This window comes from Thioclava indica (assembly GCF_000714545.1).
Taxonomy (GTDB): Bacteria; Pseudomonadota; Alphaproteobacteria; order Rhodobacterales; family Rhodobacteraceae; genus Thioclava; species Thioclava indica.
On sequence record NZ_AUNB01000025.1, the window covers coordinates 1 to 24,189 of the forward strand.

Below are 24,189 nucleotides of genomic sequence, written 5' to 3' on the forward strand. Positions count from 1 at the left end.
TTTACCTTGCCGATCTGGCAGCGCCTGCGGGCAAGGCCCCTGCCCTGTCGGTCTCGACCATCGAGCGCCGCCTGTCCGGCCTTGGCTGGAACTACGCGCAGCGCGGCTTTGCGCTTGATCGCAAGAACCGCCATATCGCGACCGTGCTGGCGGGGATCAAACGCAAACATGCGCGCCCGCCGGTGCAGAAAGAAGCGATCCTGCGCGACGACATTCTCGCGATGGTGGCCACCCTGCCCTACGACCTGCGCGGGTTGCGTGATCGTGCGATCCTGCTGTTGGGCTATGCGGGCGGATTGCGGCGCTCTGAGATCGTCAGTCTGGACTTGCATAAGGATGACACGCCCGACTCTGGTTGCTGGATCGAGATCATGGACGCGGGCGCCCTGCTCACGCTGAATGCCAAAACCGGCTGGCGTGAGGTCGAGATCGGGCGCGGCTCGTCCGATCAGACTTGCCCGGTGCATGCGCTGGAGCAGTGGCTGCAATTCGCCAAGATCGACTTTGGCCCGCTGTTTGTTCGGACATCCCGCGATGGCAAAAAGGCGCTTGCGGCCCGCCTGAGCGATAAACACGTCGCGCGGCTGATCAAGCAGACCGTACTGGACGCGGGCATCCGCGCGGACCTGCCCGAGAAAGACCGCCTTGCGCTGTTTTCTGGCCATTCCCTGCGCGCCGGTCTTGCCAGTTCCGCCGAGGTCGACGAGCGCTATGTTCAAAAGCAGCTTGGCCATGCCAGCGCCGAAATGACCCGCCGCTATCAGCGCCGCCGCGACCGGTTCCGCGTGAACCTGACCAAGGCGGCGGGGTTGTGATGCACGGCCCTACTAGGAACTGCCAGCGAGCAAACGCGCCAACATATGGCGAATGTGATCCTGCCCGCCATAGAAAACAGCCAACACCTGTACGGCCTTGCGATCTTCGTTTGCTATGAACCAAAACACGGCCTTGTTGTGCCGAACGTAGCGCAATTCGTCCAGAATATCGGGGCGCAGCGTCCCTTGAAACGGTGCTTTCGCCAATTCAAGTGCCAAGGACTGTATCGTCAAAATGCGATGCTCGGCGCGATTCATGGCCGTTTCAAGATCATCGCCAAAATCCGTATAGGACTGAACAAGATGTTCAAAGATCAACTCGAAATCTTGCTCGGTGGCTGCAGCGAACTCAACGCTCCACACGAGGGCCACGCCGCTTCCTGCCGATCATGGCGCTGACGCGACTTTGCATTTCGGGACCCGAGACGAATGCCCCCCCCTGACGCTCCACCAAAAGCAGCTGAAGCGCGGCCGTTTCCGCCTCGTCGGCTTCGGTTTTCTGCCGCAGAAGGTCCAGGCCGTTTTGGATAACGGCGCTGACACTCGAAAACCGCCCTTGCTCCACCAACCCGCGCGCAAAGGCATCCTGTTGATCAGAGAGCGAGATTGAAGATTTTACACTCATGGCAAGTCTCCTTCTATGCCAAAGGTAACACTGAGTGGCACCACCTTCAAGGCGGGCTTGGCTGTTATGCCGCGTAATCGCTGAGCCTACCAAAGAAGCTGTGCTCAAAATGTAGCTCCCCTGCGGCGATTGAACACGCGTGAGCTTGCCCAAATGTGGCGAGGCCGTGGGTTATCCCTCTCGAAATTGAGTTATGGAGGAGACGGATAATCTCACTGCTGCACTTCCGGCGGCAAATCAGAAAATGAGTGTCCCTTGGACGTAGGTCGACTGGTGGTAAAAATTCGAGAGGTTTAAGCGACATCGAACTGACTGCTTGAATTCGCCCTTCTAATGGTCAACCTATCGATATCTGACGGATAATGCTTACAAGCAACTTGGTCCATGTTGTCCGCGGACAATTCTATGCTCTTTGCAATGAGAACCCTGTCTGGTTTGACATACGTTTGATCAAGCGGACAGGGTCAAAGTTCGCGCTATTGCGTCCGCTGGTAACGGACCGGAAATAGGCACCGACTTGCTGAATGCGTTCATGGAATTGCGTCATGATCCAGACCGAAATTGCTGCGTGATAAGGTCCAATCGAGTGTTCAGCGGCTTGGTAATTCGCTCGATCAATGCCAATCATGGGCGCAAGACTTCGACCATGAGCAATTACGTCTGCTGGCGTTTCTATGTTTCTTAGCGAAAATTCCATCGCTTGAGGACAGGCGGCGATTAGCTCTGCAAGGTTAAGTGTTTCGTTGGCTGGGTGAGGGCTGGATGGTTCAGAAGATGTTTCTTTCTTATCATTAAGTTCTTTATTTGACTTATGATGGTGGCGGACAAATTGGCCGTCGTTGGCGGACAGATCAGTCGAATTTTTATTAGAAACGTTATGGTCCGCAGCGGCTTCGGCGGGGGGCGTTTGATGGGTTTCCAACAAGGTTTCGAGCTGCTCCAGTGACAGCTTTCTCCGCAACAGTTTCAAGCCCAGAAGGGCATCTTCATTCTCGGGGTCTTGCGTAAGCGCTATGTTGATCGCTGCGCGCAGTTTGCATCGGAGATAGTTAATTTGTTCTTGTTGTTTTGCGGCAGTGGCTGCGAGGTCGGACAGTTCATGCAGGCGTTCGAATAGCGGGCTAAGGTCAAAACCAAACCGGAGTGACTTTCCTTCATTTGCATTGTGCCGTGTGTAGCGTTTTTTGTTCGGGCTGTCGTGACGTACCAGCAGGCCAATCTCCTGTAGGGTCGCAACGTGCCGACGGATGCTGCGCTCGGAAATGCCGCTGCGCCGAAAAGAGAGCGTTGCATTAGAGGCAAAGACTGTGTGGTGGGTTCGCTTCGGCGCCAGGCAAGATAGCATGGCCTCGAGCGTTGCGATGACCGGTGGTTTGAGGCTCAGGAGAGGCGCGGCTTTGCGGATGATTTCGATGACGATGTGACGTTCGGGAACGGCGTTGTCCGCGGACAATACTTGACCTACCCGCTGCCCGAAAGGCGCGGCGACTTGAATGAATGCCATGGCTTATCACGGCAACCTGATGGCAAAAGAGGACCTGATCCGCAGTTTATCCGTAAAAAGGGTGCAGAAAACACGTCAACCGAATCGGTTGTTGTTGACTGTCAGGGAGAAGCTGGTAAATCTGAGGGTGCAAATGACAGATTGGGCTCTCCGGGGATTACCTTGGGGGGCTCTTTCGTTTCTGGCTGCTTATGTGCTCCTTTTGTTATCGACTGCTCGCTTCTTAATCGGCTTTTGCCGACGCTTGCCACGCCTCATAGAGACGTTTCAATTCGGCTTCCGCGTTGTCACGCATCCAGCGCGCGAAGTCCGGAGTATCGGTTTTCGACAGCTTGAACGTCAGCGCACGCGTAGTTTCCTTGACCTCGGCGAGAACTGTTCCGTCCTCATGAACCATCGATAGGGCAGGGGGGGCGGAACGAGACGCTTTGGGACTAGCGGTACTGCGCGTCATCGCGCCATGCACTGCGTCAAAGCGTTCGTCTGAGGGCAGGGCGCCAGCTTTGGACTCGATTGCGGACAACATCGCCGCAACGTCCTGATTGCCTGAGTTGAACAACTCGCTCAATTCCTCCCAACGCCTGCGGCCAACCCCATGCGCCGGGCCGATAAATCCAACTACAGGGCGCGGGATACCACGTGTGACCTTGTTCATGCGCGACAACATCGGCTTGTCGATCGCAAGCGCGTCCAAAATCACCGAGCTTTCATAGCCAGCGTCTGTTAACTCATTGGCAAACAGTGCTTTTTCGATAAAACTGGGATCAAGACGCTGAGAATTCTCCTGCCCCTGCGCCAGCACCGCATCTTCATCTGACAATGAGCGCACCAACGCCTTGGCGGATTGCCCAAGCAAGGCCAGCGCACGCAATCGCCTGCGTCCATAGACAATCCGGTAGCGACCGGGACTTTCGACAATCGGGCGCACCATGATCGGCACTTGTTGCCCGAATTCCTTGATCGATTGCGCAAGCGTCGCGACATCCTCATCCGCGAAAAAGAGCCGGTCTTTCGGACCGCCATCGTCGATCAGATGGGGCGCAATTTCGCGCACTGCATTGCTTGAGAGATCCTTTAGCGTGGATTTCACGCCGCTCATCGCGCCGGTATTGGGAAAGCGCGACTTTGTTTCCGTCGGGCTTTCGGTGGAACCGGTAGAGGGTGGGGCAGGGGGCTGGAACAGGTTTCTACGTGCCATCAGTCAGTCTCGCGCCCCCATCCCTGTTGAATGCTTTTCTCGAACTCGTCGGCGACCCCGTTCACGCTTTCCATGATCCGGTCGAGCGTCTTGCGCACAACCTGTGAGGGCTCAAGCTCGTAGATGGATTGCTGTGTCATGCCGGCATCCGAAATCGCGGTGGATTTCAGCATCGGCGTCGTCAGGACCTGATCCAGCAGAATCGAACGCAGGAATCCGGCCATTTGCGATTGCGGCACGTCGGTTGGCTCGTATCGAGCGATCAGGAATTTCAGGAAACTCCAATCGATCGGGCCGGTGGCCTCTTCTAAGGCGCGCACCGTCTCCCCCGCCATTTCAAGGAATTGCGCCATGGACGCGACATCTAGCATGCTGGGGACAACTGTAATCAGCAATCCGCTAGAGGCCAGCAGGGCCGTCATCGTGGTAAAGCCAAGCTGCGGCGGGCAATCGATGATCACAAGATCATAATTGGCCTCGACCTCGTCCAAAGCGATGGCAAGACGTTGCGTGAAAGGCGGGTCGATCTTGTGTTGCAGCGCATAGGCCGTTTCGGTTTCATATTCCGATAGCATCAACCCTGCGGGGGCCAGATCGAGATTGTGGAAATAGGTCTTGCGGACGATCTGGCTCATCGGCACCGGATCCTCGTATTTCAGCGCGTCATAAATCGTGCCGTGTTCGACAAATTCGATCTCGGGACGGTAGCCGAACATCGTGGTTAAACTGGCCTGCGGATCCATGTCCAGCGCCAGCACCCGGTAGCCCCGTAAGGCATAACGCTGTGCGAGATGAATTGCCGAGGTAGTCTTGCTTGACCCCCCCTTAAAGTTCACGATTGAGATGACTTGCAGCGCATCGCCTTCGCGACGGCCGGGCAAATAGGCATCGCCGTTGCGCCCCGTGCGCGCCATGATATGGCGGATCTGGTCGATTTCCTCGGCGGAATACAGACGACGCCCGCGCGTGTCGGTCTCGACCTCGGGAAAATCGGGTTCCTGATGGCGGGTGCGCAGGTTTGACATGCTGATGCCGGTCAGCTCGGACACTTCAGAGGCCTGAAACTTGCGCAGCGTTTTTCGGCTTTCGGGTTGAAAGCTGTTGCGCATATGCTCATTGAGCGCATTAGACAGCCGCGTCGCATTGGCTGCAATCGTTTCCGCGATAGAGCCCGAGACGGGAGGTTTTACTGTCGAATTCATGCTGCCCTCATGGCTTCTTGTCGAGCCTGTTCTATTTCGTCGCCAGAATGCGCGATTTTTGCGATCTGGCGACGATTAAACTAATTACACGCAACTTTCCTTCAAACAACAGTTTTTTATCCCCAGGAGGCGCGGGCAGCGTCGTGATTGTGCCGCCAGAGGGCTTTGGCAGCATATAACAAGTTGAAAATATTAAAGAATTGCTGAATGCGCGCGCGCTGCACAAAATATGGTAGCGGATAGCTGCCGCTCCGCTACCGCTGGAATTGTATCCACAAGGCGAATCGCTGGGGGGGTGCCGCTCTTTGACGGGGCTATCCGGGCGAAACACGGGAAATTTGGTGATGGCCCGAGGGGCGGCGGTTCTGTCGCAAACGAGGGATGACCCTTCAGTCCGGTAGAGTTTCGCGCTACGATTGGCAAAAAACAAGGGCAGGCGGGTTGACGCAGATGGCTATTGATTTCAGGGGCGTGCACTACCCGAAACCGGTGGTCCTTTAAGCGGTGTTCTTCTACGTCCGCTACGCTGTCTCCTACCGCGACCTGGAAGAGATTATGGCCGAGCGCGGGGTCCAGGTCGACCATGCGACGCTGAACCGATGGGTTGTGAAGTTTTCACCTTTGATCGCCGCCCAAGCACAAAGGAGGAAGCGGCCGACGGCCAACTCCTGGCGAGTAGACGAGACCTACATCCGGGTCAAAGGCCGTTGGACTTACCTCTACCGCGCCGTGGATCGAAGTGGGCAAACCCTTGATTTTATGCTGTCCGAGCGCCGCGACCTCGCCGCCGCTCGTCATTTCTTCAAGCAGGTGATAGCTGCGAACGACGTACCAGATCGTGTTGTGATCGACAAAAGCGGAGCCAATCTCGCCGGGCTTCAGGCGGTGAATGTGATCCTGAAATTCACGAACTGCGGGCGGACGATCGAGATACGGCAGGTCAAATATCTCAACAACATTCTTGAACAAGACCACCGATTTATCAAACGGGTCACTCACCCCATGATGGGCTTCAAAGCATTCCATTCGGCCGCCGCGACCATTGCCGGGATCGAGACCGCCCACATGATCCGAAAGGGCCAGATCCCGGCAAAAGGCGCAACCGCCTTTCAGATCTTCGCGGAGATCGCAGCATAGCCATGTCCAGAATTCGGCTCAACGATCCCTAAAAAAGTTTGCGACGGAACCCGGGAGAAGACGATGATTTTCAACAGACAACCGTTATTCTTGTATTTCACTCTTGCCGTGTCTGTCGGATATTTCATTACGGCGCTGAGTTTAGGTGCGCCCGTATCCGAGAGCGGCTTGACGCCTTCGTTCTTCCCCATCCTTCTGGGGGGCGTGGCCATCGTTTTTGCCAGCGTTCTTATCGTCCAAAAGCTGCGCGCCGAACACGATGGACCGGGACCAAGCGAACCGCGGATCTACACGCATTTGTGGGTTGTCGTGGCCATCTTTGTCTACATCGTCGCCTTCAAGCCTTTGGGATATTTCATCTCTTCAAGCCTCTTCGTCTTCGCGCTTCTCTTGCTTTTCTCGTCTTTCGAAAAGCTGCTGCAGAAGGCCGTTATATCCGTGGTGATTGTCGGGATCGCCTATGTCATGTTCCAACAATTGTTCGGGGTTCGCCTCCCGACGCCGTGGGGGTAAATCATGGATTTCATCGCCCTTGTCTTCCACAGCTTCAGCTTGCTGCTTGATCCAATGAACCTGGCCTATGTGATTATGGGCTTCATAATTGGCACCATTTTCGCCGCCATTCCCGGCCTGACTGCAACGCTGGCGATGGCCTTGCTGTTGCCTCTGACCTACACGCTCAACGTTGAAACCGCACTTATGGCCAGCGCGAGCATCTACATGGCCGGCATGTACGGTGGCAGCATCACGGCTATCACCATCAATATTCCGGGGGCACCATCTTCGATGATGACGGCTCTGGACGGCTACCCCATGCAACAGCAGGGCAACGGCGCTAAGGCGTTGGGGCATGCGGCCCTAGGCTCGATGTTCGGAGGCGCGGTGGGAACGTTGCTGCTGATCGCGGTCGCGCCCTTTGTGGCCGAGCTGTCCCTGCTCGTCAAAACGACCGGTAAATTCTCGCTGCTTGCCTTTGCCATCGTCGTTGTCGTTATCGCGCAACGCGGGCGCATCCCACAAGCCGGGCTGGCCGCCTGTATCGGGCTCATGCTTGCCACCGTCGGCCTTGACGCGATGGAGCCGATCACCCGGTTCACCTTTGGCTACAGCGACCTGACCGCCGGCATTGATCTGATGCCTGTCATCATCGGGACGTTTGCGATCTCGGAAATTCTCATTCAGGCCAGCACGCACACCAATATGGCTGCGGTCGCTGCGGCCGCCGAAAAGATCAAGATCAGGCGCAGGGATTTTCGGCCCCCGCTGTCTGAAATCCGCAAGATCGGCTTTGTTTGCTACTTCAAATCCTGCCTGATCGGATATTTCGTCGGCACCCTTCCCGGTGCGGGCGGGTCTATGGGGTCGCTCTTGGCCTATACCGAGGCGGTTCGCACCTCTCACGAGCCCGAAACCTTTGGTAAAGGAAACCCCAAAGGTATCGCCGCCTCGGAAAGCGCCAACAATGCCGTCTGCGGCGGGGCCATGGTTCCAATGCTGACCTTTGGTATTCCGGGCGATCCGATCACCGCCATCATGCTTGGCGTCTTGATCATCAACGGGATCCAGCCCGGCCCGCAGCTGATGGCGGATCAAGCCGGTTTGATTGCGCCGATGCTTGCAACCCTGCTGTTCAGCGCCGTGGTCCTTATTCCTTTGACGCTTTATCTGATCGGGCCGTATTGCATCAAGATCGTGTCGATCCGTAAAGACCTGCTTTACGGCGTCATCGCTTTGTTGGCTGTTGTCGGAAGCTACGTTTCGACCTACTCGACCTTTCAGATGTTCATGGCGCTGGGGATGGGGGTTCTGACCTTCTATCTGCGACGCAACGGGTTTCCGGTAATCACGATGTTGCTGGGTTACATTCTGGGCCCCAACCTCGAGGAATTCCTGCGCCGGTCTCTGGCGCTGTCAAATGGCGATCCCATGACGTTTCTTACCAACCCGGACAGCTTGTTCTTTGTCGTGCTGACTTTGATCTTTGTCTATTTCCTCGCGATCAGAAAGCCTGCGAAGAAACCGGTGACGGGTCAATCCGAGTAACGTGCGTGCCAGTAGCCCCGTTCCCGTGATCGCACCAACTGCATCACGGGGGCGGCACCGAACCGGATGCGCGCCATGACCCGAGCGTTGCGAAGGCCCGTTTGCGGCTTATAAAGGAGTTCAGACGTTTGGCAGAGACTTGGCCAATGTATACTCCGGTCCAACAGAAACAAAGGAGGCCACAGTGTCAGAGCCCCGTCGCCCGTCGTTGGCGGACCAAGTTTATGATCAACTTCTGACGCAGATCCTCGAAGAGGAATACCCGGTCCACAGCCGTCTGCCCGCCGAAGACGTTCTGGCCCAAAATTTCGGTGTTTCGCGCCCGATTGTGCGCGCAGCACTTTCGCGGCTGCGCGATGACGGCATCGTCGAGTCCCGTCGTGGCTCTGGCAGCTATGTCTTGCGTAGTCCCGACCGGCAACTCATCACATTTCTACCGCTGGACTCGGTTTCAGGAGTTCAGCGGTGTTACGAATTCCGCATTGATGTGGAAGGTGCTGCGGCGGCATGGGCGGCTCTGCGCAGGGACGACGAAGATCTTGCCGCGATGGATCACGCCTATCAGGTGATGGCGCAAAGCTATGAACAACACGCACTTGGCGTCGAAGCAGACCAGATGCTTCACCTTGCCGTGGCACGCGCCTCGAAAAACCCGTTCTTTGCCTCGGTTCTCGAATCTCTTAGCGAACAAATTGCCATCGGCGTGAAACTCTCGCGGTCGCTGACGCTTTTGGATACGACAGTGCGTCAGGAACTGGTGCTGGCCGAGCATCGTGCGGTGTTGGACGCAATCCGCCTGAAGCAGCCAGAAGTCGCAAAAGCCGCCATGCGCTATCACATCACCGCCGCCAAGGACCGGATGTTTGTTGGGACACAGGACGCCTAGACGTTTCGGTACCGCTGACCTTCGTAGGTGTCGCGGTCAAACCTGACGGGAATACTGCGGTCGCCTTTGAGGCGGGGTTGGGAAATTGGTTGATCATCGGAATCTGCTACCGACTCTCGGAAGGCCGGCCAACAAGTTGACAATGCCAATGAAGGTTCTTCTTTCGACACCTGGAAACTCTGCGACAGCACCCATGAAACTGGCGGAAGCGGTATGTAACGACGCCGTCGCGCTCCTTAGCCGCAAGGTCCGGTGGTATCACGAACTCTAAGCCGCGGCTGGACAATCGCGTCACGCAGTTCTGCATGTGGCTCGGCGATCCGACGGATCAGCAGCTCGGCGGCTTTGGTGCCAATCTCGCGCGGGAAAACCTGCACCGTGGTCAGGCGCGGCGGTGCGCCGAGATCGATGAACGACAGGTTGTCGTGACCTACCACCGACAGATCGCGCCCCGGCATCAACCCCAGATCGAACAGACCGCGCAGCAGTCCTGATGCCAGAATATCATTAAAGCAAATGGCCGCTGTCGGGCGCGGATTGAGCGCACTCACCATCCCCGCCGATTGTGGTGATCCATCCCACGCAAGCGGAACCTCAATAATGCCCGCATTCTCAAGGCCCATTTCGCGCATGTGCCTGTCAAACGACTCCAACCGCTCAATCCGGGTTGAGGTCTCGCCCTTAAGTGAAACATAGGCAATCCGGCGATGGCCTAGATCGCGTAAATGCCGCACACTTTCGCGCACTGCCAGCCCCGGATCAGAGCCCGCAAAGTCGCTCAGACCCATTCCAACGTGACGCATCGCTTGCACCACCGGCAGGGACGCGCGGTCGAGTTGCGAGATCGTCTCGGGGCGCGTGGCGTCGGCGGGAATCAATATCAGCCCTTCGGCGCCGTGCTCGCGCAGCCTACGGATCAGGCCGGACTGGCGCGCGGGGTCATCGCGGCTACTGGCCAGCATCACCAAATGGCCACTGTCATCGAGTCTGGCCTCAATTCCTTCGACAAACTCGGCAAAGAAGCTGTTGACGAGGTTGGGGATGATGACGCCGATCGTGCGGCTTTTTTGCCCGCGCAGACGCGCAGCGCCGCTGTTGGGCACATAATCGAGATCGGCGATTACCTTTTCGACTTTTTCACGCGTCGTCTCGGCCACGAGGCTTGATCCGCGGATCACCAGTGAGGCCGTTGCGCGCGACACCCCTGCCGCGCGCGCCACATCAATCAAGGTGATCCGCTTTTTGCTCATATTCCGACCAGTATCGTCCCGACGCCACCGTGGCAATTGACCATACCCAGCCGCGCCAGATCAGGGGGTTGGCGCGCTTAAAAATTATGCGGCAGTAACTGTCATCTCGACTCGCGCATGATTTATTTCTGCGTGAAATGTGCCCGGCGTGGTCAGCGGGATTGGCCCAAGCCGCGCGCCAGTAATCACATATTGCCCTGCGCTTAGCGGCAGGCCAAGTTCCGCTGCGCGTCGCGCAAGAAAACCAAGAAAATCGACGCTTTGATCAAGAGACATGCCGGGTGCCGCCCGCGTTCCCGCCGGGGCGAAATTGGTTGTGATCGCAAGCGCCGCCAGATCGCGGTTGCGCCAATCGGCAATCGCGTCGCCGATCACGATGGAATGGTTGGTGAACCTGTCTGCCATCAGCTCTAGCGGCGTGTGACCAGTTGGTGTGACGAATCGCGTACGCAAACACTCAAACGCGATATGGACGTCGTCGATAGCATCAAGGATCGCCTCGAAGGTGGCATCGGGGGCGATATCTTTGCCAAGGAGGAACGCGGTTTCAACTTCTATCCGAAGGCCTCTCAGGTGGGGCTGTAGGGTGCCGGAGTGATGAACTTCGACTTTCAAAATCGGCGCACAGGCCAAGTCACGCCCGCCGATCAGACCGTGTTTCCAGCCGCCCACGACGCCAAGCCGTGCAATTGTGGCGCTCTGGATTGCAAAAGCGTCCTCGGCGGTTTCGGGCAGCAGCGGCAGCGCGTCGATCTGTCCCGTCAGATGGGCGTGGGCAAACTGAGCGGCGCAGCTCTCGATCATGTCAGACTGCATGTTCGGCGATCTCCTCATGCATCGCGGATTTCGGAATGATGGCACCGGGAAATTGCACCACGCGGGCGGCCAGTCGCGCCCCTGCCAGAACCGCCTCCTGTGGGGACTTTCCGCGCTGAAAGGCCGACAAAAAGCCTGCGTCAAAACTGTCGCCTGCGGCGGTGGTATCGCGCGCGCGCACTGGTGCAGGTAGGGCGATGGACTGCGCCTCACCTGCGGAGCTGCGGTGCAAAACCGCACCGCCGCCGGTGGTCAAAACGATCTCGCCAGTCGCGAAGCGGGCGCAGTGTTGCAATGCCGCCTCAGGTGTATCATAGCCCCAAAGCGCACCCATATCTTCCAGTGAGGGCAGCGCGACCGAAGCCACCGCCAACGCTCGTGAACTCCAGTCTGTGGCTTCTTGATGCGAAGTCCACAACCGCGCGCGGTAATTCGTATCATAGGCCACCAAACAACCCGCCGCGCGCGCGTGCGCCAAAGCCGACAACATCCGGGCGCGCGCCGCTGCTGGCAAAATAGCCAGTGCAATGCCAGAAAACAGCACTGCGCGGGCGTTGGACAGGGCGGGCGCCTCGGACATTTCGGGGGAGAACATCCGACGTGCCGGGGACTGATCGCGCCAATAAACAAAGCTACGCTCACCGTCTTCATCGGTCGAGATAAAGCTCAGACCAGGGCTGCCGTGCGGCTCCAGCGCGACGCCTGACACATCCACACCTTCGGCAGCAATGGCATCGCGCATCCAGCGGCTCATTGCGTCATCGCCTAACCGCGACAGATAGCCTATGCGCAAATCGGGTCGCAAACGCGCCAGATAAATCGCGGCATTGAGTATATCGCCGCCCAACCGGCGGTGAAACTGGTTCAGGTTTGCGGCATCATTGGTGAATTCAGCAAGCGGCTCGCCGATGCAAAGGATATCCATTCGAGGTTCCGTTCAAGACAGCGCGACTTTGCTGGGCAGCGGTGCTCCGGCAATAAACGCGTCGATATTGGCAATCACAAGTTGGGCCATTGCCCTGCGCGCCTCATAGGTGGCCGAGGCGATATGCGGGGTGAACAGCGTATTGGGCGCGCGCAAAAGCGCATCCTCCGGGCCGCCGGGCGTGGCCGGTTCGGTTTCAAACACGTCAAGCGCCGCAGCGCCAAGCGTTCCGCCGTGCAAAGCCGTCGCCAGAGCCGCGCTATCAACAACCGAGCCGCGCGCGACGTTGACCAGAGTGCCCTCTGGGCCTAGCGCGTCCAGCACGTCAGGCCCGACGATATGGTGGGTCTCGGGCGTGGCGGCCAAGGTTACGAATAGCACATCGCAATCACGCGCCAATGTCACAGGATTGGCGCGATAGGCGTCGGTCGCATTTTGATCCGGCGCGCGCGCGTAATAGAGCACCTCAAGGCCCAAAGCGCGCAGCATATCCGCCAGTGCACGCCCGATCCGACCGTAGCCCAGAATGCCGGACCGCGCACCGATCAGTGAGCGGCCAAGCCGCGCCTTTTGACCCCCGCCCCAAGCGCCCGAGCGCACCAGTCGCTCTCCTTCGCCAATGCGCCGGCGCACGCTTAACGCAAGACCAAGCGCCAGTTCGGCCACCGCCCCGGAAAGCACATCGGGTGTGGTGGTTACGGCAATGTTGCGCGCGGACGCAGCGCCCAGGTCGACGGCATCTGTGCCCACGCCATTCACCGCGATCAGCCGCAGGTCGGGCAGAGCGTCAATTTCGTCACACGTCAATCCGCGCGTGCCGCTGGTGAGCACGATCTCGATCCCGTCACGCGCCTCGATGTCGCGGGTGATGGCGTGACTGGCGCAAAACTGCTCCATTATGTCTGGCGGATTAAGATCGCTCAGAACCAAAATTCGGGGCGGTGCTGTGGCGGCAGTCATGCGATTTGACCAAGGAAGTTGCGCAGCCGCTCAGAGCGGGGGTTGCCAAAGAACTCTTCGGGCGCGCCCTGCTCGATGATCGCGCCCGCTTCCATAAAGATCACACGATCGGCCACCGCGCGTGCAAACTCCATTTCGTGGGTCACGCAGAGCATCGTCATGCCTTCGCGCGCGAGATCAATCATCGTATCGAGCACTTCTTTTACCATCTCGGGGTCAAGCGCCGAAGTCGGCTCGTCAAACAGCATGATCCGCGGCTCCATGCACAGCGCGCGCGCAATTGCGACGCGCTGCTGTTGGCCCCCCGACAATTGGGCGGGAAACTTATCTGCCTGCTCGGGGATTTTCACACGCTCAAGATATTTGCGCGCGGTCGCCTCGGCGCTGGACTTATTGGCCCGTCCCGTCTTGAGCGGCGCCAACATGCAGTTTTGCAGCACCGTGAGATGGGGAAACAGGTTGAACTGCTGAAAGACCATGCCAACTTCACGGCGCACTTTGCCAACATTGTCGCCCCCTGCTGTCAGCTCGATTCCATCAACGGTGATTGTGCCGCTTTGAATGGTTTCAAGCTGGTTGATCGTGCGGATCAGCGTTGATTTACCCGAGCCAGAGGGGCCACAGATAACAATCCGTTCGCCGGTCTCGACCGTCAGATCAATTGCTTTCAACGCTTGGAACGCCCCGAAGAATTTGGAGACCCCGCGCATTTCAACCGCGAGCTGCTTGGATTGTGCCATGGTCATGCCTCGTCATTGAAGCCCGGCGCCGCCGCGTTTGAAACGTGGCGCCGGGTTGATGTCAGATGTTCACTTCAAAGCCGCTTTCGCGGTGCCAGTGCGGACAAAATCAGGGACCTTCGTGCCAAGCCATTGCTCGCTGATTTTGTCCATCGTCCCGTCTTTCATCGCGTCCGCGACAAAGGCGTTGATCTTGGCCAACAGCGCGTCAGAGCCCGGCACGACGGCCACACCCTGAACTTGGCTCGAAAGTGAGAACTTCTCGTCGAAGCGGCCCGGTGCAGCTTTGTTGATCTGTGCAGCGATCACGTTCGAGACGCCAATCAGCGGCACCTGTCCCGATAGCAGCGCTTGAACTGCGGCGGCATCATCGTCAAAACGGCGGATCGTTGCGCTTGCGGGGGCAACTTTGGTGACGCCAGCATCTTGTGTCGAGGCGCGCACCACGCCGATCGTCTTGCCCGCGAGGCCCGCGCCGTCCTTCACATCCTCATCCTTTTTGCCGTAAACCATGATCTCAATCCCAGCATATGGGTTCGAGAAATCAACCCTTTCGGCACGCGCCGGCGTGATCCCCAGTGAGGCCACCAGAACATCGACCTGACCCGACAACAGATAGGGAATGCGGTTGGGCCCGGTCACCGGCACGATCTGAATTTTAGTGCCGAGATATTTCGCCAACGCCTTGGCGGTGTCGGCGTCATAGCCCTCGGGCGCGCCGGTCGCGCTCATCGTGCCGAAGGGCGGAAAATCGACCAACATGCCGACTTTGAGCACGCCATTCGCCTCGATCTGTTTGAGTGTAGTGGCTTGCGCTTGCGGGGCAAGAAGGGCCGTGGCTGCAATAGCGGCGGCTGCCAGTGTGTGGAAAAACTTCATTCTCTCTTCCTCCGAGAAATTGGTGGTTACGGTCGTTCAGCGTGTGAAGGCGCGGCGCATCCGCGCTTCAAGCCGGCGCGCGTATAGCGAAAGCGGCCAGCAAATCAGGAAATAGATCACGGCCACCAATCCAAAGACCACAAACGGGTCGAAGGTGGCATTGTTGACAATCTGACCAGCGCGAGTCAGTTCGGTAAAGCCGATAATAGAGGTCAGCGAGGTGCCCTTGATGAGCTGCACCAGAAATCCCACCGTAGGCGCAACCCCAATCCGTGCCGCTTGCGGCAAGATTACGCTTTGCATCCGGTCGCGGTAGCTAAGCGAAAGGGCCGTTGCGGCTTCAAGTTGGCCCGTGGGCACCGCCTGTATCGAGCCGCGCCAAATCTCGCCCAGATAGGCGCTTGCGTGGAATGTCAGCGCAACGGCGGCAGCCAGCAACGGATTGATCGGCAAGTTCAAGACAGCAAGGCCAAAGTAAAACAGAAACAACTGCATCAGCAGCGGCGTGCCCTGAAAAATTCGGATAAATACGGCGCTGATCCGGCGTAGCGCGATCGAGTCAGAGCTGCGCGCCAGTGCGACGATCAGCCCGCCGACGGCTCCGCCGACAAACGCAATGACGGACAGCAGCAAGGTCCAGCGGACGGCCTCGATGATGAATAGAATGTCGGCGGGACCGAATTGACGGATCATATCAGCGGCTCGCGGGGTAATTGAACAAGGTGTGCTGAACCAGGCGGAACAAGCCCGAGAACAGCAGTGAAAGCACAAGATACATGGCCGTGATGACCAGATAGATCTCAAAGCTCGCAAAAGTTTTTGCGTTCAGATCCGCGCCGGCAGAGGCCAGATCATTGGCCGAAATCGTAGAGACAACCGAGGACGTCAGCATGAGGTAGATGAACTGGCTCGTCATCGCCGGGTAGACGTTGCGCAACGCAGGTTTAAGCACGACATAGCGAAAAATCTGCACCGGCTCGAGCCCAAGCGCACGCCCCGCCTCAACCTGACCATGAGGCACGGACTCGATGCCCGCTCGGGTGATTTCGGTTCCGTAAGCACCGACGTTGATCACAAGGGCGACGAGGGCTGCGACATTTGGATTCAATGCGATGCCCACGGCGGGCAAGCCGAAAAACAAAAAGAAAATCTGGATCAGGAAGGGTGTGTTGCGGATAATTTCAACATAGGCCCCGACAAGGCCGCGTAAGATCTTGTAGCGAGACGTGCGCGCCACCGCACCGAGAACCGAGACGACTAGCCCCAAAATCATCGCGACAAATGACAAGCGAACCGTCAGCCAAGCGCCGTATAAAAGCAGGTAAAAGTTGTCGAATACGGGTGTAAAGTTGAAATGGTACACGACGCCTCCCCTGCGTGACCGTCCGAAATCTCCGCTCCTCAACGGACATTTTAGACCATTTAGAACGATCCAATTAGATCGTTCTAAATGTTAATTGGCAAAACAAATTTCCGTGACGGCACACTCTCGCATCTGCGTGAAGGCGACGCTATGGTCAACTTGGGATATGTCGGCGATCCGCACCCGCCAAAGCAATTGCAAGCGGCCATGTTGCATGGATTAAGCGATGGATACAGTTCCCCCTTTCCCACAGAACCAGCTGACACGACAAAAGGATTTGTGGGTTTACGCTGATCAACCATAGGCGCAGACCAAGGGCCCGTGGTCTCGGATGTTTTCGCGCAACATTTCCAAGAGGGCGGGATAGCAGCGCAGAAGATAGCTCCAGTGTGCCGTCCGGGCATCGATATCGCAAAAGCCATTGGGGATCTCGCTCTGAACCTCGTGGCTCCCAATGCCTGCTGACGTAAGCGCGACAGCGAGACGCGCATCCGCAATTGCGAGGGTTTGATCCGTTACATAGAAATCATCATATCCGTCGTAGACCCGACCGCCGATGTCGGCGTCAAAAAGGGCAAGGAAGTCTGTGTGATTTTTAAGATCTAAAACGTCCTCTTGATTGCGGCAGAAAAGGATATCGAAACTCATTTGTGCGGCCTCATATTTTGTAGATGTTTGAAAGCTTGGTGATGCGCCGCGTGATCGGGCTTGTCGGGGATCATGCACAGATGGGCATGGCATTGCGTCAGGCGTCCACAGCAACCGGATGGAATGTGAGCCTTTGACGGAATGGGGAAAGAACATTTCCGAAAAAATCACGAAATTTCCGGCAACTCATTAATCTGAAATAATAAAAGCGAGTGGCTCAGCCGCTTTTGCGGTTCGCCCCGCCTTGTTGCTCTATGATTTTATGCCACACCGGGGCATCTCGGCCCGGCATTCCTTTTACCCGGCTGCGCGTAGAGCCGGACGGCACTAACGCGCGAAGACCTGACGTTCGGCGGCAAGCCGGTCGAGCACCGTTGGCGGAGGCAGCGGTGTGTGATGCGGTCCAACAGCGCGGTCGTTATGTTGGTCCCTTTATGTCAGCGCGAGCGGGCAATCATCATCGCATCAGCCCGCACAAAACTTCGGCAAGCAAGATCGGCAACGGTTATCGGCAAGATCTTGTGTTTTTCTACGAAAAATCGCTATTTATAAGGCGTTTTACGCGCATCTGAGATCGGCAAAAAATGATGAAAACACCTGGCGGGATTGGCGGAGAGGGGCTGTGGTCTGTGTCGCGCGGTCTTGCACGCGGGTTGACGGACCGCAGCGAATACAAGCGGATTACAGGCCGGGAAAATCCCGGCCTGCAGTTTGTACCTACTCCAATGCGGATGTAAAACGGCGGTGGCGCAGCGCAGACAGATGCTGCTCGGCGGCGAGTTGATCGATCACCTTTTGGCGCAAACTGCGAAACAGCCGCAGCTGTTCCCAGAGATTTCGGATGCTCTCGAGGTCCTCGTCGAGGAAGAAGTAGTTGTCCGTGTCGTAATTTAGCGCAATTTGCCGATATCCCGGCACGCGATCGGAGAGCGTGCCAAGCACATGCGCGCTCAGCGCGTCGAGGGTAGGTTCCTCGGCTTCGTCATAAAGAGTGCCTGCGCGAAACGCTTCGAACATCGCTTGGACGGGCTGTGTGTCCTGACGTAGATCCACCGTGCTTTCATCGAGCGCCGTTTCGAGCGCGCGCGCGGTCTCGATTGCCGCGATGGCGATAGCTTTGATATCAGTTGTGTTTGAAGGATAGTGCATGAAGTGCTCCTTGTTTTGACCCGCAAAAGCGCGGGTCCTCAAGTTCGCACCGCCCCGCTAAGCGGCGGCGCGAAGGTAGCGCTCAAGCTGCCAGAAGATGCGGCGGCGCGGATGTGGCCTCTTCAGCACGCAGGGCGTTGAGCCGGTCGGTGTATTCGTCGGTCAGAAGGCAGATTTCCTCGACGACGGGGTCGTTTGGATTCACGGCGGCAAAATAGCCTGCCTCGGGACGCTCGAAATTTTCGACATTCTCGAGGGTGAGAAGGTCGGATAGCCATTGCAACTTTCGCCAGAGCTGGCGCGAAAGAGGCACCGGACGGGACAATCCGTGAAGGATAGCGGAGACGCGTTGCGCCGCGCTTCCGCCACCCAGCAAGGCGGCCGCATTGCAAAGCGCCTCATGGTTTTCGTGGAGGAAGCTCGACATCGAAATTCGGGCAACCGGGATCATGCGATGGTGCATGGGATAAACTCCTATCATGCCCTGCGGACTGACCCGCGGGCTTCAAGAACGGCACTTCATGGCCGTTTGGGATGTGTGGTGGGCTGCGTTTGGCAACGACGCGATTTGGGGGCCGAGAGATATCGTGCACGCTTCTTTCAGTTGCTTTCGATCTCTTGGAGCGGAGGGGGTGTGATAGCGCTTCGTATCGAGAGCGCTATCTCAGCTCTACCGATCAAGTTTGGTCAGCGCCGGTCAGCCGTTTCCAACTTTTTGAGCAGGCGAGTCTGAACAATCCGCATCCGCTTGCGAGGCTGATCGGCGAGCTTGCCGATGACCGGTGTGCGTAAAGCTGGACAAACACACAGCGCCGGGTCGTTCGTGCGGATCACAACGGTGCGCGTGCCGCAGAATCCGGTGGCGCGATCAAGGCCGCTGGCCGCAGCCTCATCCCTCGAAAGGTCGATGCCGAGAATGTTGCGCGCTTTGCGGCGAATGGTGGTGCCGTAAGCCACGCATAACCAGCGCTGCCCGTCGCAGACTGAAACCGCGAGCACGAGGCAGGGGCGCGCCTTGGGCCTCTCGTTGGCGGGTGCATTCTGCAGTGGAAACCTGAACGAGATGATATCGCCCGCTTTTATGGTTTCAGACCAAGGTCGCGTTGTTTCGCATGGTGAAGTAGAGGTGCGTTTCGAGAGGGCAGTCAGCATGTGTCATTCCTTTTCGATGGGAGTGACGCACGATGTTTGAGGTCGTTGCCGGGATCGGCTTTCGGTCGCGCGTCACAAGGCGTGCGCGACCGACGGCCGGTGCCCGGATGACCGGTTTCTTTCTCACGGTGGTGGTAGGTGTCCTGCCGTATGCGACGCAGGAAGAGGCGGGCCGGGCTAATCAGGTGGATTGGATGCGATTAGCCGGGTCTTACACCACAAAAATTATTTCGTGGTGTAAGATGATCGCGCGGGGCTGCGCTGATCTTTTTACTCACCGCAGTCGTCTCCGGCGCGTACTTTTTCACCCTCAGAGATGTTGTTTCTTTTGCCCCAATCCTCGCGTTCCATATTCCTTGCTTTGAGGGAGCGTCCACAGGTTTGATGCTCACATCCACTATTTTAGTGTTCTTTTACAGGTAGTTATGATATTTCTGTAATTTTTTTCGGGTTTCGATTTCCGTTTTTCCGGCACGTCTCGATTTCCCTGTTCGTCAAGAACAGGAGAAATCTACATGACCATCCACACATGCTTCGAGCAGCCCTTTCAAGCGACCGCACGGGCACTCGATCAGTTCTACACGAACCCATTGATTGCTGAGAAATGCTATGCGCGACTGTCCCAGACATTCCCAGCCCAGCCGGGTGATCTTTGGATCGAGCCTTCTGCGGGGGCTGGTGCCTTTCTCGCGCATTTACCTGAGCCGCGTATAGGCCTCGACCTCGCGCCTGCTGCTTCTGGCATCGTACGAGCCGATTATCTGAACTGGGTCCCGCCGGGCAATTTTAGGCGGCACGTTGTTGTCGGCAACCCGCCGTTCGGTCGCAACGCTTCCCTCGCGATCAATTTTTTCAATCACGCAGCGAGCCATGCGGATGTGATTGCGATGATCCTGCCGCGCTCGGTGCGTAAATCCTCGCTGCGCCGCCGGCTCAATCGGATGTTCCATCTCGTTGACGAGATGCTGTTGCCGGTAGAGGCGTTTCTCTATGAGGGTCAGCCCTACGCGGTGCGCACCGTTTTCCAGATTTGGGAGCGTCGGGGCTATGAGCGTTCCGAACAGCGGGGTGACGTCAAACATCCGGATTTCAGTTTCTGCAACGCCGAAGAGGCTGATTTTGCCATTCGCCGCATTGGCGGCGTCGCGGGACGCATATTCGATAATCCGATCGAACACACGCCCAGCTCGCATCTCTTCCTCAAGGCGATCGACCGGGAGAACGCGCAACATTTGCGGGCGCGTTTTGCGCAGCTGGATTTTAGTGAGGTGCGCGAGGATTCCGTTGCAAATTACTCGGTCGCAAAGAGTGATGTCGTCGCGCTCTACGAAGCGCTTCTCGTGGCGGGAGGCTGAGGACGGCATGGCGTTATCGCCCTTCAAGCCCTGTCGGGTCGCGTTAGCATGTCTCGTGGCGCGACGACTCGGTTCGCGATCCCGCTGAACGATGACATGTGTTATGGCGCAACCCGTTTCTCAATTTCCCCGATTGCCGATTGCCAAGCGCGCACGGACGCCGTGACACGAAAGTTCGTGAGGTAAGCGCGCTGCGAATAGCGGTTCGAGTGGCCGAGGAGCGCCTGCGCTGCCCAGGCCGCATCTGGCTCTTCGGTGCGGATCAGGTTCGTGACCAGCGTTCGGATCAGGTGCCCTGAAATTCCGAACTCCTCCTGCAGAAGGGCGCTCGGGTGATACGTATTAAAACCATCCTCCGCCAGACTGAGCAGGTTCATGCCATCCAATTCCGCCATGCGGTCTTGGATCTGCCACGACGGACGATCGGCCAGAACATGAGCGTCGAGAAGTCGTGCCGTGAAAGGCCAGAGCGCGCCCAATTCCTTTTTGCGCCGCGTCTTTGCCTGCCGAAACTCCACTTCCCAGCTGCCGTCGGGTAACCGCTGGATCTCGCGGCCAATCCGAAATCGCGACAGGTCTCCCTGTCGGTCGGAGCCGTTGACGAGAAGCGCGAAGACCACCGATTTGCGCCGAAGCCGTTCGGCCTGAGCACTGTCCCCTCGATAAGACGTTGCGGCCTCGGAAAGTCGCGCTGCCGCATGCAGGATATCGGCGAGATCGAATGCCTTTAGAAAGCGTTGGACCTTTGCGCGTTTGCCTTCCGGCTGATCGTCCGCTTCCGCCCGCAACTGCCCGCGGATATCCGCGAACGCTTCGGCGGCGGCTCGGTCGAAGAGCCTCCCGCGATAGGCGAAGCCTTCCACGCGCTCGAAATAGTCCGCAGCCGAGTGTGGCGTAATCCCGCGTTCGACGAGCAAGTAGCGTAGAAATACCTCGGCGAGATCGGGACAGAAGGCCTCACCGAGCGCGATGCCGCGCGCGGCGGCCCAGATCCGGGCGGTTTCGCAGGTGCCGACGGCTGCGACGACGGATGCACGCGACTTCTCCCGAAGCGGCTTGTAGGCCGTCTCGCCGCGTCGCACGACCCGGTCGAGAAGAGGGAGGGTGTCGCGCCAAGCCGAGGGCCAGTGCTCGGGCAGCGCCGCGATCCGGGTGGAGACCCGGGGCTTTTTCGGCTTGCTGCCGTAGGTCGAGTTCAACCAACGATCCCAGTTTATCGTCACGCCTCGGGCCGGGGCAAGCGGCACGGTGGGATCAAACCGTGTGAGGGCCGAGATCAAGGTCCGGTAGCTCGTCCGGCTGCTCGCCGCGGCCTCGAAGTCTTCGCGGTTTGCAGTTTCGGGCGTCCGGCCTGCCGCCGCGAGGGCGGCGTAGAAGCGCTCGAGCGCGGCGGGTGCGCCGCGCCCTTTGAGCGTGTCCTCGACAACTGCCTCCGCGACCGCGCGGGCGACAGGGCGCGGAACATTCTGCATTCGCGCAAGCAGCCGGGCGATCCGCTCGGCGCGGGAGAAAGGTTGGTGAGCCATGAGGCCTCCTCAGGTAAGGTGGAGCGTCGGGTCGAGGCGCTGGATCACCTCGGCAAAGAGACGCGATGCTTCGCGTCCGGCACCGCGGGAGTAGAATGCTTCCACCGTTCCGATTTTGTCACAGAGCAGGTCTGCGACGACGCCGTAGGCTCCGGGATATTGGGCGATGTAGAGCGTCGCGCCGACATGCCGCATCAAGTGCGGGCTGAGGCCAATCACGCCGATCCTCGACATCCCACGATTCCAGGTTTTGTTGAATGTGGCCCGCGAGATCGGCGCGCCACTTTTTGTGCCCGGGAACAGGTAGGGATTCAGGTCGGGATCTATGCCGTGACTCGCGCACCACCTGGCGCGCCCTTCTTCGATCCAGAGCGCAAGCGTCTTCCATTGCGCCGCTGGCACCTCGTGAAAGATTTCGCGATTGTTCTTCACTCGCGTCCGGGCAATGTCGATCATCGCCAGAGACCCCTTGCGACGCGGGAGACAAAGCTCGGCGCCTTCTCCGCTCACTGTCAGCTCGTGGATGTTACGCGTCCGCAGGGGGCGCGAGAGCTGGAGAGCCATCGCCGCCGAGGCCATCGCGATATGCAGCGCCTCGGTCTGGGCATGCGCCCCTAACGTCTCCCATCTATCGAAACCCCGCCGCGCTTCGCGTGCCAAAACGCGCGGTCCCGTAAGGATGGCTCGAACGACTTCGGGATTGTGATCCAACAGCTTCAGAAACGCCGCGCGTTCTGCCGCCATCTCGTTTGCGTAGTCGCTGTGAACGGTGTCGGAAAACCGCAAATCCGCGATCGCATCAAGCACGTCGTCACCGAGGTCATTACGCTTCGCGAGCGTATCGAGGGTCGCGAGCCATGAGTTCGTCGAAGAGGTCTCATTGGCCCCCTTGAGAGATTTGCTTTGCTTCGTTCTCTCCGCATATTTTGCGGTCGCCATTTTGACATGTTTGGAGGTCAGGAGGTCTTCAAGCTGAGTGACGCCAGGGGGCGGGGTGCGGTCCGACCATGTGTGCCGGATTAGCCAGGACAATGCCTGACGATGATTTTTGCGCCTCAGCTCAGGGTTGCGGATCTTGCGCTTGTTCTTGCTCCGCTGCGGCAGCGGGTCTGCGCCGAGTTTGCCCCCGAAACGATCGCGTTGCGGCCGCTCGCCATTGATAGCCCGGTCGATCGCCGCGTCGCAGGACGTAACCAAGGATGCGGGTAGCGCCGTCCAATCGAGCGGAGCGTCTCGCCGTCCCGGAAGGGGACCCACGGGCGAGACCGGGAGCAGGGCGGCGATCTCTTCATGCCGGTCCTTTTGGATTATCATCTTGTCGAACAGTTTGAGCGAACGTCGAAACGATGCGGTCTTGTCCGAGGGAATACACGAAAGCACTTCGGTGGCCGCTTCGTTGTCCAATTCCGATGGAAAGACATGCCCGACGCGCGCCCGCAGATTTGCGAGCGATACATCCGCCATTCCGGGCAGTACTTTGCAGCCATCGGGCCCCGGACGGTTCTGCACCCGCTTGGCGTAATCGATTAGCTGATCCCACGCGAGGCGCGCATCGGGAGCGACAGGCACCTCTGCGGTCGCCTCCATCGCTTTCCGGATCGCGGCGCTGATTTTTCCCGACCATGTGTGGAAGGCACGCTCAGCCGCCTTCGGCGTCGCGGCCCGAAACTCCCCGGCACAGACGATATGTCGGGCGATCTCGGTCCAGGCGACATCGTCCGCAGGGATCTGTTTGAGGGTCCGGCCGGTCAGTTTCTCGACGCGGCGAAACGCTGCGCTGTAAGCCTTTGCCGAGGACACGGAATAGAGATTGGGCAGGGCGAGGTAGATATCGTTGAGAGTCATTGTTTCATCCTTGCTGGTAAGATTTCATCTGCGAAGGGGCGCGTTCATTCCGACCAAGATGAACGAGACGCCCACGCAGATTTGGCCCGTGAAGTTCGGGGGGTGTTTCGTTCATAGGGGCAAAAAACCCGTTCAAATTGCGGTTCTGCCGTTCAGGCGCGGCGCTGGCGA

Annotated in this window: 25 protein-coding genes; 6 read left to right on the forward strand and 19 right to left on the reverse strand. The window is 58.2% G+C overall.

Going from position 1 to position 24,189, the window contains the following annotated elements; translation table 11 throughout:
* A partial coding sequence (locus DT23_RS08940; protein ID WP_038130565.1) for a tyrosine-type recombinase/integrase occupies positions 1–815 on the forward strand: 815 nt, incomplete at its 5' end.
* A gap of 12 nt (positions 816–827) precedes the next feature.
* Here DT23_RS08940 and DT23_RS08945 read toward each other — a convergent pair.
* From DT23_RS08945 to repA, 5 genes are all read right to left on the reverse strand, one after another.
* Positions 828–1,187, reverse strand: coding sequence for a type II toxin-antitoxin system RelE/ParE family toxin (locus DT23_RS08945; protein WP_051697162.1), 360 nt, complete (start codon positions 1,185–1,187; stop codon positions 828–830).
* A complete protein-coding gene (locus tag DT23_RS08950; RefSeq protein ID WP_038130567.1) occupies positions 1,165–1,440 on the reverse strand; it encodes a ribbon-helix-helix domain-containing protein in 276 nt (91 codons plus the stop codon). The genes DT23_RS08945 and DT23_RS08950 overlap by 23 nt, the downstream gene beginning before the upstream one ends.
* 403 nt (positions 1,441–1,843) lie before the next feature.
* Positions 1,844–2,944, reverse strand: coding sequence for a plasmid replication protein RepC (gene repC / locus DT23_RS08955; RefSeq protein WP_038130569.1), 1,101 nt, complete (start codon positions 2,942–2,944; stop codon positions 1,844–1,846).
* A gap of 223 nt (positions 2,945–3,167) precedes the next feature.
* Positions 3,168–4,142, reverse strand: coding sequence for a plasmid partitioning protein RepB (repB, locus tag DT23_RS08960; RefSeq protein ID WP_038130570.1), 975 nt, complete (start codon positions 4,140–4,142; stop codon positions 3,168–3,170).
* Positions 4,142–5,344, reverse strand: a complete 1,203-nt coding sequence (repA, locus tag DT23_RS08965) for a plasmid partitioning protein RepA (RefSeq protein WP_051697163.1) — start codon at positions 5,342–5,344, stop codon at positions 4,142–4,144. The genes repB and repA overlap by 1 nt, the downstream gene beginning before the upstream one ends.
* 504 nt (positions 5,345–5,848) lie before the next feature.
* Here repA and DT23_RS08970 point away from each other — a divergent pair.
* The 4 genes from DT23_RS08970 (at position 5,849) to DT23_RS08985 (ending at position 9,410) form a co-directional block, all read left to right on the forward strand.
* Positions 5,849–6,481, forward strand: coding sequence for an IS6 family transposase (locus tag DT23_RS08970; RefSeq protein ID WP_240473579.1), 633 nt, complete (start codon positions 5,849–5,851; stop codon positions 6,479–6,481).
* 63 nt (positions 6,482–6,544) lie between these two features.
* Positions 6,545–6,994, forward strand: coding sequence for a tripartite tricarboxylate transporter TctB family protein (locus DT23_RS08975; RefSeq protein ID WP_038130572.1), 450 nt, complete (start codon positions 6,545–6,547; stop codon positions 6,992–6,994).
* 3 nt (positions 6,995–6,997) lie between these two features.
* Positions 6,998–8,524 (forward strand): tripartite tricarboxylate transporter permease, encoded by a 1,527-nt coding sequence (locus tag DT23_RS08980; protein ID WP_038130575.1) that lies wholly within the window; start codon positions 6,998–7,000, stop codon positions 8,522–8,524.
* A 184-nt stretch (positions 8,525–8,708) separates the two neighbouring features.
* Complete coding sequence (locus DT23_RS08985) at positions 8,709–9,410, forward strand: FadR/GntR family transcriptional regulator (protein WP_038130577.1); 702 nt, start codon at positions 8,709–8,711, stop codon at positions 9,408–9,410.
* Positions 9,411–9,646: 236 nt separating this feature from the next.
* On the opposite strand, the gene DT23_RS08990 is transcribed toward DT23_RS08985, so the two are convergent.
* From DT23_RS08990 to DT23_RS19460, 12 genes are all read right to left on the reverse strand, one after another.
* Positions 9,647–10,660 (reverse strand): LacI family DNA-binding transcriptional regulator, encoded by a 1,014-nt coding sequence (locus DT23_RS08990; protein WP_038130579.1) that lies wholly within the window; start codon positions 10,658–10,660, stop codon positions 9,647–9,649.
* An 84-nt stretch (positions 10,661–10,744) separates the two neighbouring features.
* Positions 10,745–11,476, reverse strand: a complete 732-nt coding sequence (locus DT23_RS08995) for a hydratase (RefSeq protein ID WP_156023898.1) — start codon at positions 11,474–11,476, stop codon at positions 10,745–10,747.
* Positions 11,466–12,401 (reverse strand): sugar kinase, encoded by a 936-nt coding sequence (locus DT23_RS09000; protein WP_038130580.1) that lies wholly within the window; start codon positions 12,399–12,401, stop codon positions 11,466–11,468. Before DT23_RS09000 ends, DT23_RS08995 begins: the two co-directional genes overlap by 11 nt.
* Positions 12,402–12,413: 12 nt before the next feature.
* Positions 12,414–13,361 (reverse strand): 2-hydroxyacid dehydrogenase, encoded by a 948-nt coding sequence (locus tag DT23_RS09005; RefSeq protein ID WP_038130581.1) that lies wholly within the window; start codon positions 13,359–13,361, stop codon positions 12,414–12,416.
* On the reverse strand, positions 13,358–14,071 hold the full coding sequence (locus DT23_RS09010; RefSeq protein ID WP_417808835.1) for an amino acid ABC transporter ATP-binding protein: 714 nt from the start codon (positions 14,069–14,071) through the stop codon (positions 13,358–13,360). The genes DT23_RS09005 and DT23_RS09010 overlap by 4 nt, the downstream gene beginning before the upstream one ends.
* A gap of 99 nt (positions 14,072–14,170) precedes the next feature.
* Positions 14,171–14,980, reverse strand: coding sequence for a transporter substrate-binding domain-containing protein (locus tag DT23_RS09015; protein ID WP_038130584.1), 810 nt, complete (start codon positions 14,978–14,980; stop codon positions 14,171–14,173).
* Positions 14,981–15,016: 36 nt separating this feature from the next.
* A complete protein-coding gene (locus DT23_RS09020; protein ID WP_038130586.1) occupies positions 15,017–15,673 on the reverse strand; it encodes an amino acid ABC transporter permease in 657 nt (218 codons plus the stop codon).
* 1 nt (position 15,674) lies between these two features.
* Entirely contained in the window at positions 15,675–16,343 is a 669-nt protein-coding gene (locus DT23_RS09025) for an amino acid ABC transporter permease (RefSeq protein WP_038130588.1), read from the reverse strand.
* Between the two features lie 294 nt (positions 16,344–16,637).
* Positions 16,638–16,991, reverse strand: a complete 354-nt coding sequence (locus tag DT23_RS09030) for a hypothetical protein (protein ID WP_038130589.1) — start codon at positions 16,989–16,991, stop codon at positions 16,638–16,640.
* Between the two features lie 717 nt (positions 16,992–17,708).
* Complete coding sequence (locus DT23_RS09040; protein ID WP_038130591.1) at positions 17,709–18,140, reverse strand: hypothetical protein; 432 nt, start codon at positions 18,138–18,140, stop codon at positions 17,709–17,711.
* An 82-nt stretch (positions 18,141–18,222) separates the two neighbouring features.
* Positions 18,223–18,603 carry a hypothetical protein gene (locus DT23_RS09045; RefSeq protein ID WP_051697165.1) on the reverse strand — a complete coding sequence of 127 codons (381 nt, stop codon included), beginning with the start codon at positions 18,601–18,603 and terminating at the stop codon, positions 18,223–18,225.
* Between the two features lie 224 nt (positions 18,604–18,827).
* Complete coding sequence (locus tag DT23_RS19460; RefSeq protein WP_156023899.1) at positions 18,828–19,292, reverse strand: hypothetical protein; 465 nt, start codon at positions 19,290–19,292, stop codon at positions 18,828–18,830.
* A 515-nt stretch (positions 19,293–19,807) separates the two neighbouring features.
* Here DT23_RS19460 and DT23_RS09055 point away from each other — a divergent pair.
* Positions 19,808–20,647 (forward strand): SAM-dependent methyltransferase, encoded by an 840-nt coding sequence (locus DT23_RS09055; RefSeq protein WP_051697166.1) that lies wholly within the window; start codon positions 19,808–19,810, stop codon positions 20,645–20,647.
* Between the two features lie 101 nt (positions 20,648–20,748).
* Here DT23_RS09055 and DT23_RS09060 read toward each other — a convergent pair whose 3' ends face one another.
* Both DT23_RS09060 and DT23_RS09065 read right to left on the reverse strand, forming a co-directional pair.
* Entirely contained in the window at positions 20,749–22,173 is a 1,425-nt protein-coding gene (locus tag DT23_RS09060; protein ID WP_038130594.1) for a hypothetical protein, read from the reverse strand.
* Positions 22,174–22,182: 9 nt separating this feature from the next.
* The gene (locus tag DT23_RS09065; RefSeq protein ID WP_038130595.1) at positions 22,183–24,018 is read right to left on the reverse strand and encodes a hypothetical protein; all 1,836 of its coding nucleotides are present in this window, start codon (positions 24,016–24,018) and stop codon (positions 22,183–22,185) included.
* Between the last annotated feature and the right edge of the window lie 171 nt (positions 24,019–24,189).

Coding starts and splice junctions, on each gene's coding strand:
- repC (WP_038130569.1), bottom strand. CDS start 2,944: ATGGCATTCATTCAAGTCGCCGCGCCTTTCGGGCAGCGGGTAGGTCAA.
- DT23_RS09055 (WP_051697166.1), top strand. CDS start 19,808: ATGACCATCCACACATGCTTCGAGCAGCCCTTTCAAGCGACCGCACGG.
- DT23_RS08975 (WP_038130572.1), top strand. CDS start 6,545: ATGATTTTCAACAGACAACCGTTATTCTTGTATTTCACTCTTGCCGTG.
- DT23_RS09030 (WP_038130589.1), bottom strand. CDS start 16,991: ATGAGTTTCGATATCCTTTTCTGCCGCAATCAAGAGGACGTTTTAGAT.
- DT23_RS09000 (WP_038130580.1), bottom strand. CDS start 12,401: ATGGATATCCTTTGCATCGGCGAGCCGCTTGCTGAATTCACCAATGAT.
- DT23_RS09065 (WP_038130595.1), bottom strand. CDS start 24,018: ATGACTCTCAACGATATCTACCTCGCCCTGCCCAATCTCTATTCCGTG.
- DT23_RS09005 (WP_038130581.1), bottom strand. CDS start 13,361: ATGACTGCCGCCACAGCACCGCCCCGAATTTTGGTTCTGAGCGATCTT.
- DT23_RS09040 (WP_038130591.1), bottom strand. CDS start 18,140: ATGCACTATCCTTCAAACACAACTGATATCAAAGCTATCGCCATCGCG.
- DT23_RS09010 (WP_417808835.1), bottom strand. CDS start 14,071: ATGCGCGGGGTCTCCAAATTCTTCGGGGCGTTCCAAGCGTTGAAAGCA.
- repB (WP_038130570.1), bottom strand. CDS start 4,142: ATGGCACGTAGAAACCTGTTCCAGCCCCCTGCCCCACCCTCTACCGGT.
- DT23_RS08980 (WP_038130575.1), top strand. CDS start 6,998: ATGGATTTCATCGCCCTTGTCTTCCACAGCTTCAGCTTGCTGCTTGAT.
- DT23_RS09020 (WP_038130586.1), bottom strand. CDS start 15,673: ATGATCCGTCAATTCGGTCCCGCCGACATTCTATTCATCATCGAGGCC.
- DT23_RS08990 (WP_038130579.1), bottom strand. CDS start 10,660: ATGAGCAAAAAGCGGATCACCTTGATTGATGTGGCGCGCGCGGCAGGG.
- DT23_RS08950 (WP_038130567.1), bottom strand. CDS start 1,440: ATGAGTGTAAAATCTTCAATCTCGCTCTCTGATCAACAGGATGCCTTT.
- DT23_RS09045 (WP_051697165.1), bottom strand. CDS start 18,603: ATGCACCATCGCATGATCCCGGTTGCCCGAATTTCGATGTCGAGCTTC.
- DT23_RS09060 (WP_038130594.1), bottom strand. CDS start 22,173: ATGGCTCACCAACCTTTCTCCCGCGCCGAGCGGATCGCCCGGCTGCTT.
- DT23_RS19460 (WP_156023899.1), bottom strand. CDS start 19,292: ATGCTGACTGCCCTCTCGAAACGCACCTCTACTTCACCATGCGAAACA.
- repA (WP_051697163.1), bottom strand. CDS start 5,344: ATGAATTCGACAGTAAAACCTCCCGTCTCGGGCTCTATCGCGGAAACG.
- DT23_RS09015 (WP_038130584.1), bottom strand. CDS start 14,980: ATGAAGTTTTTCCACACACTGGCAGCCGCCGCTATTGCAGCCACGGCC.
- DT23_RS08995 (WP_156023898.1), bottom strand. CDS start 11,476: ATGCAGTCTGACATGATCGAGAGCTGCGCCGCTCAGTTTGCCCACGCC.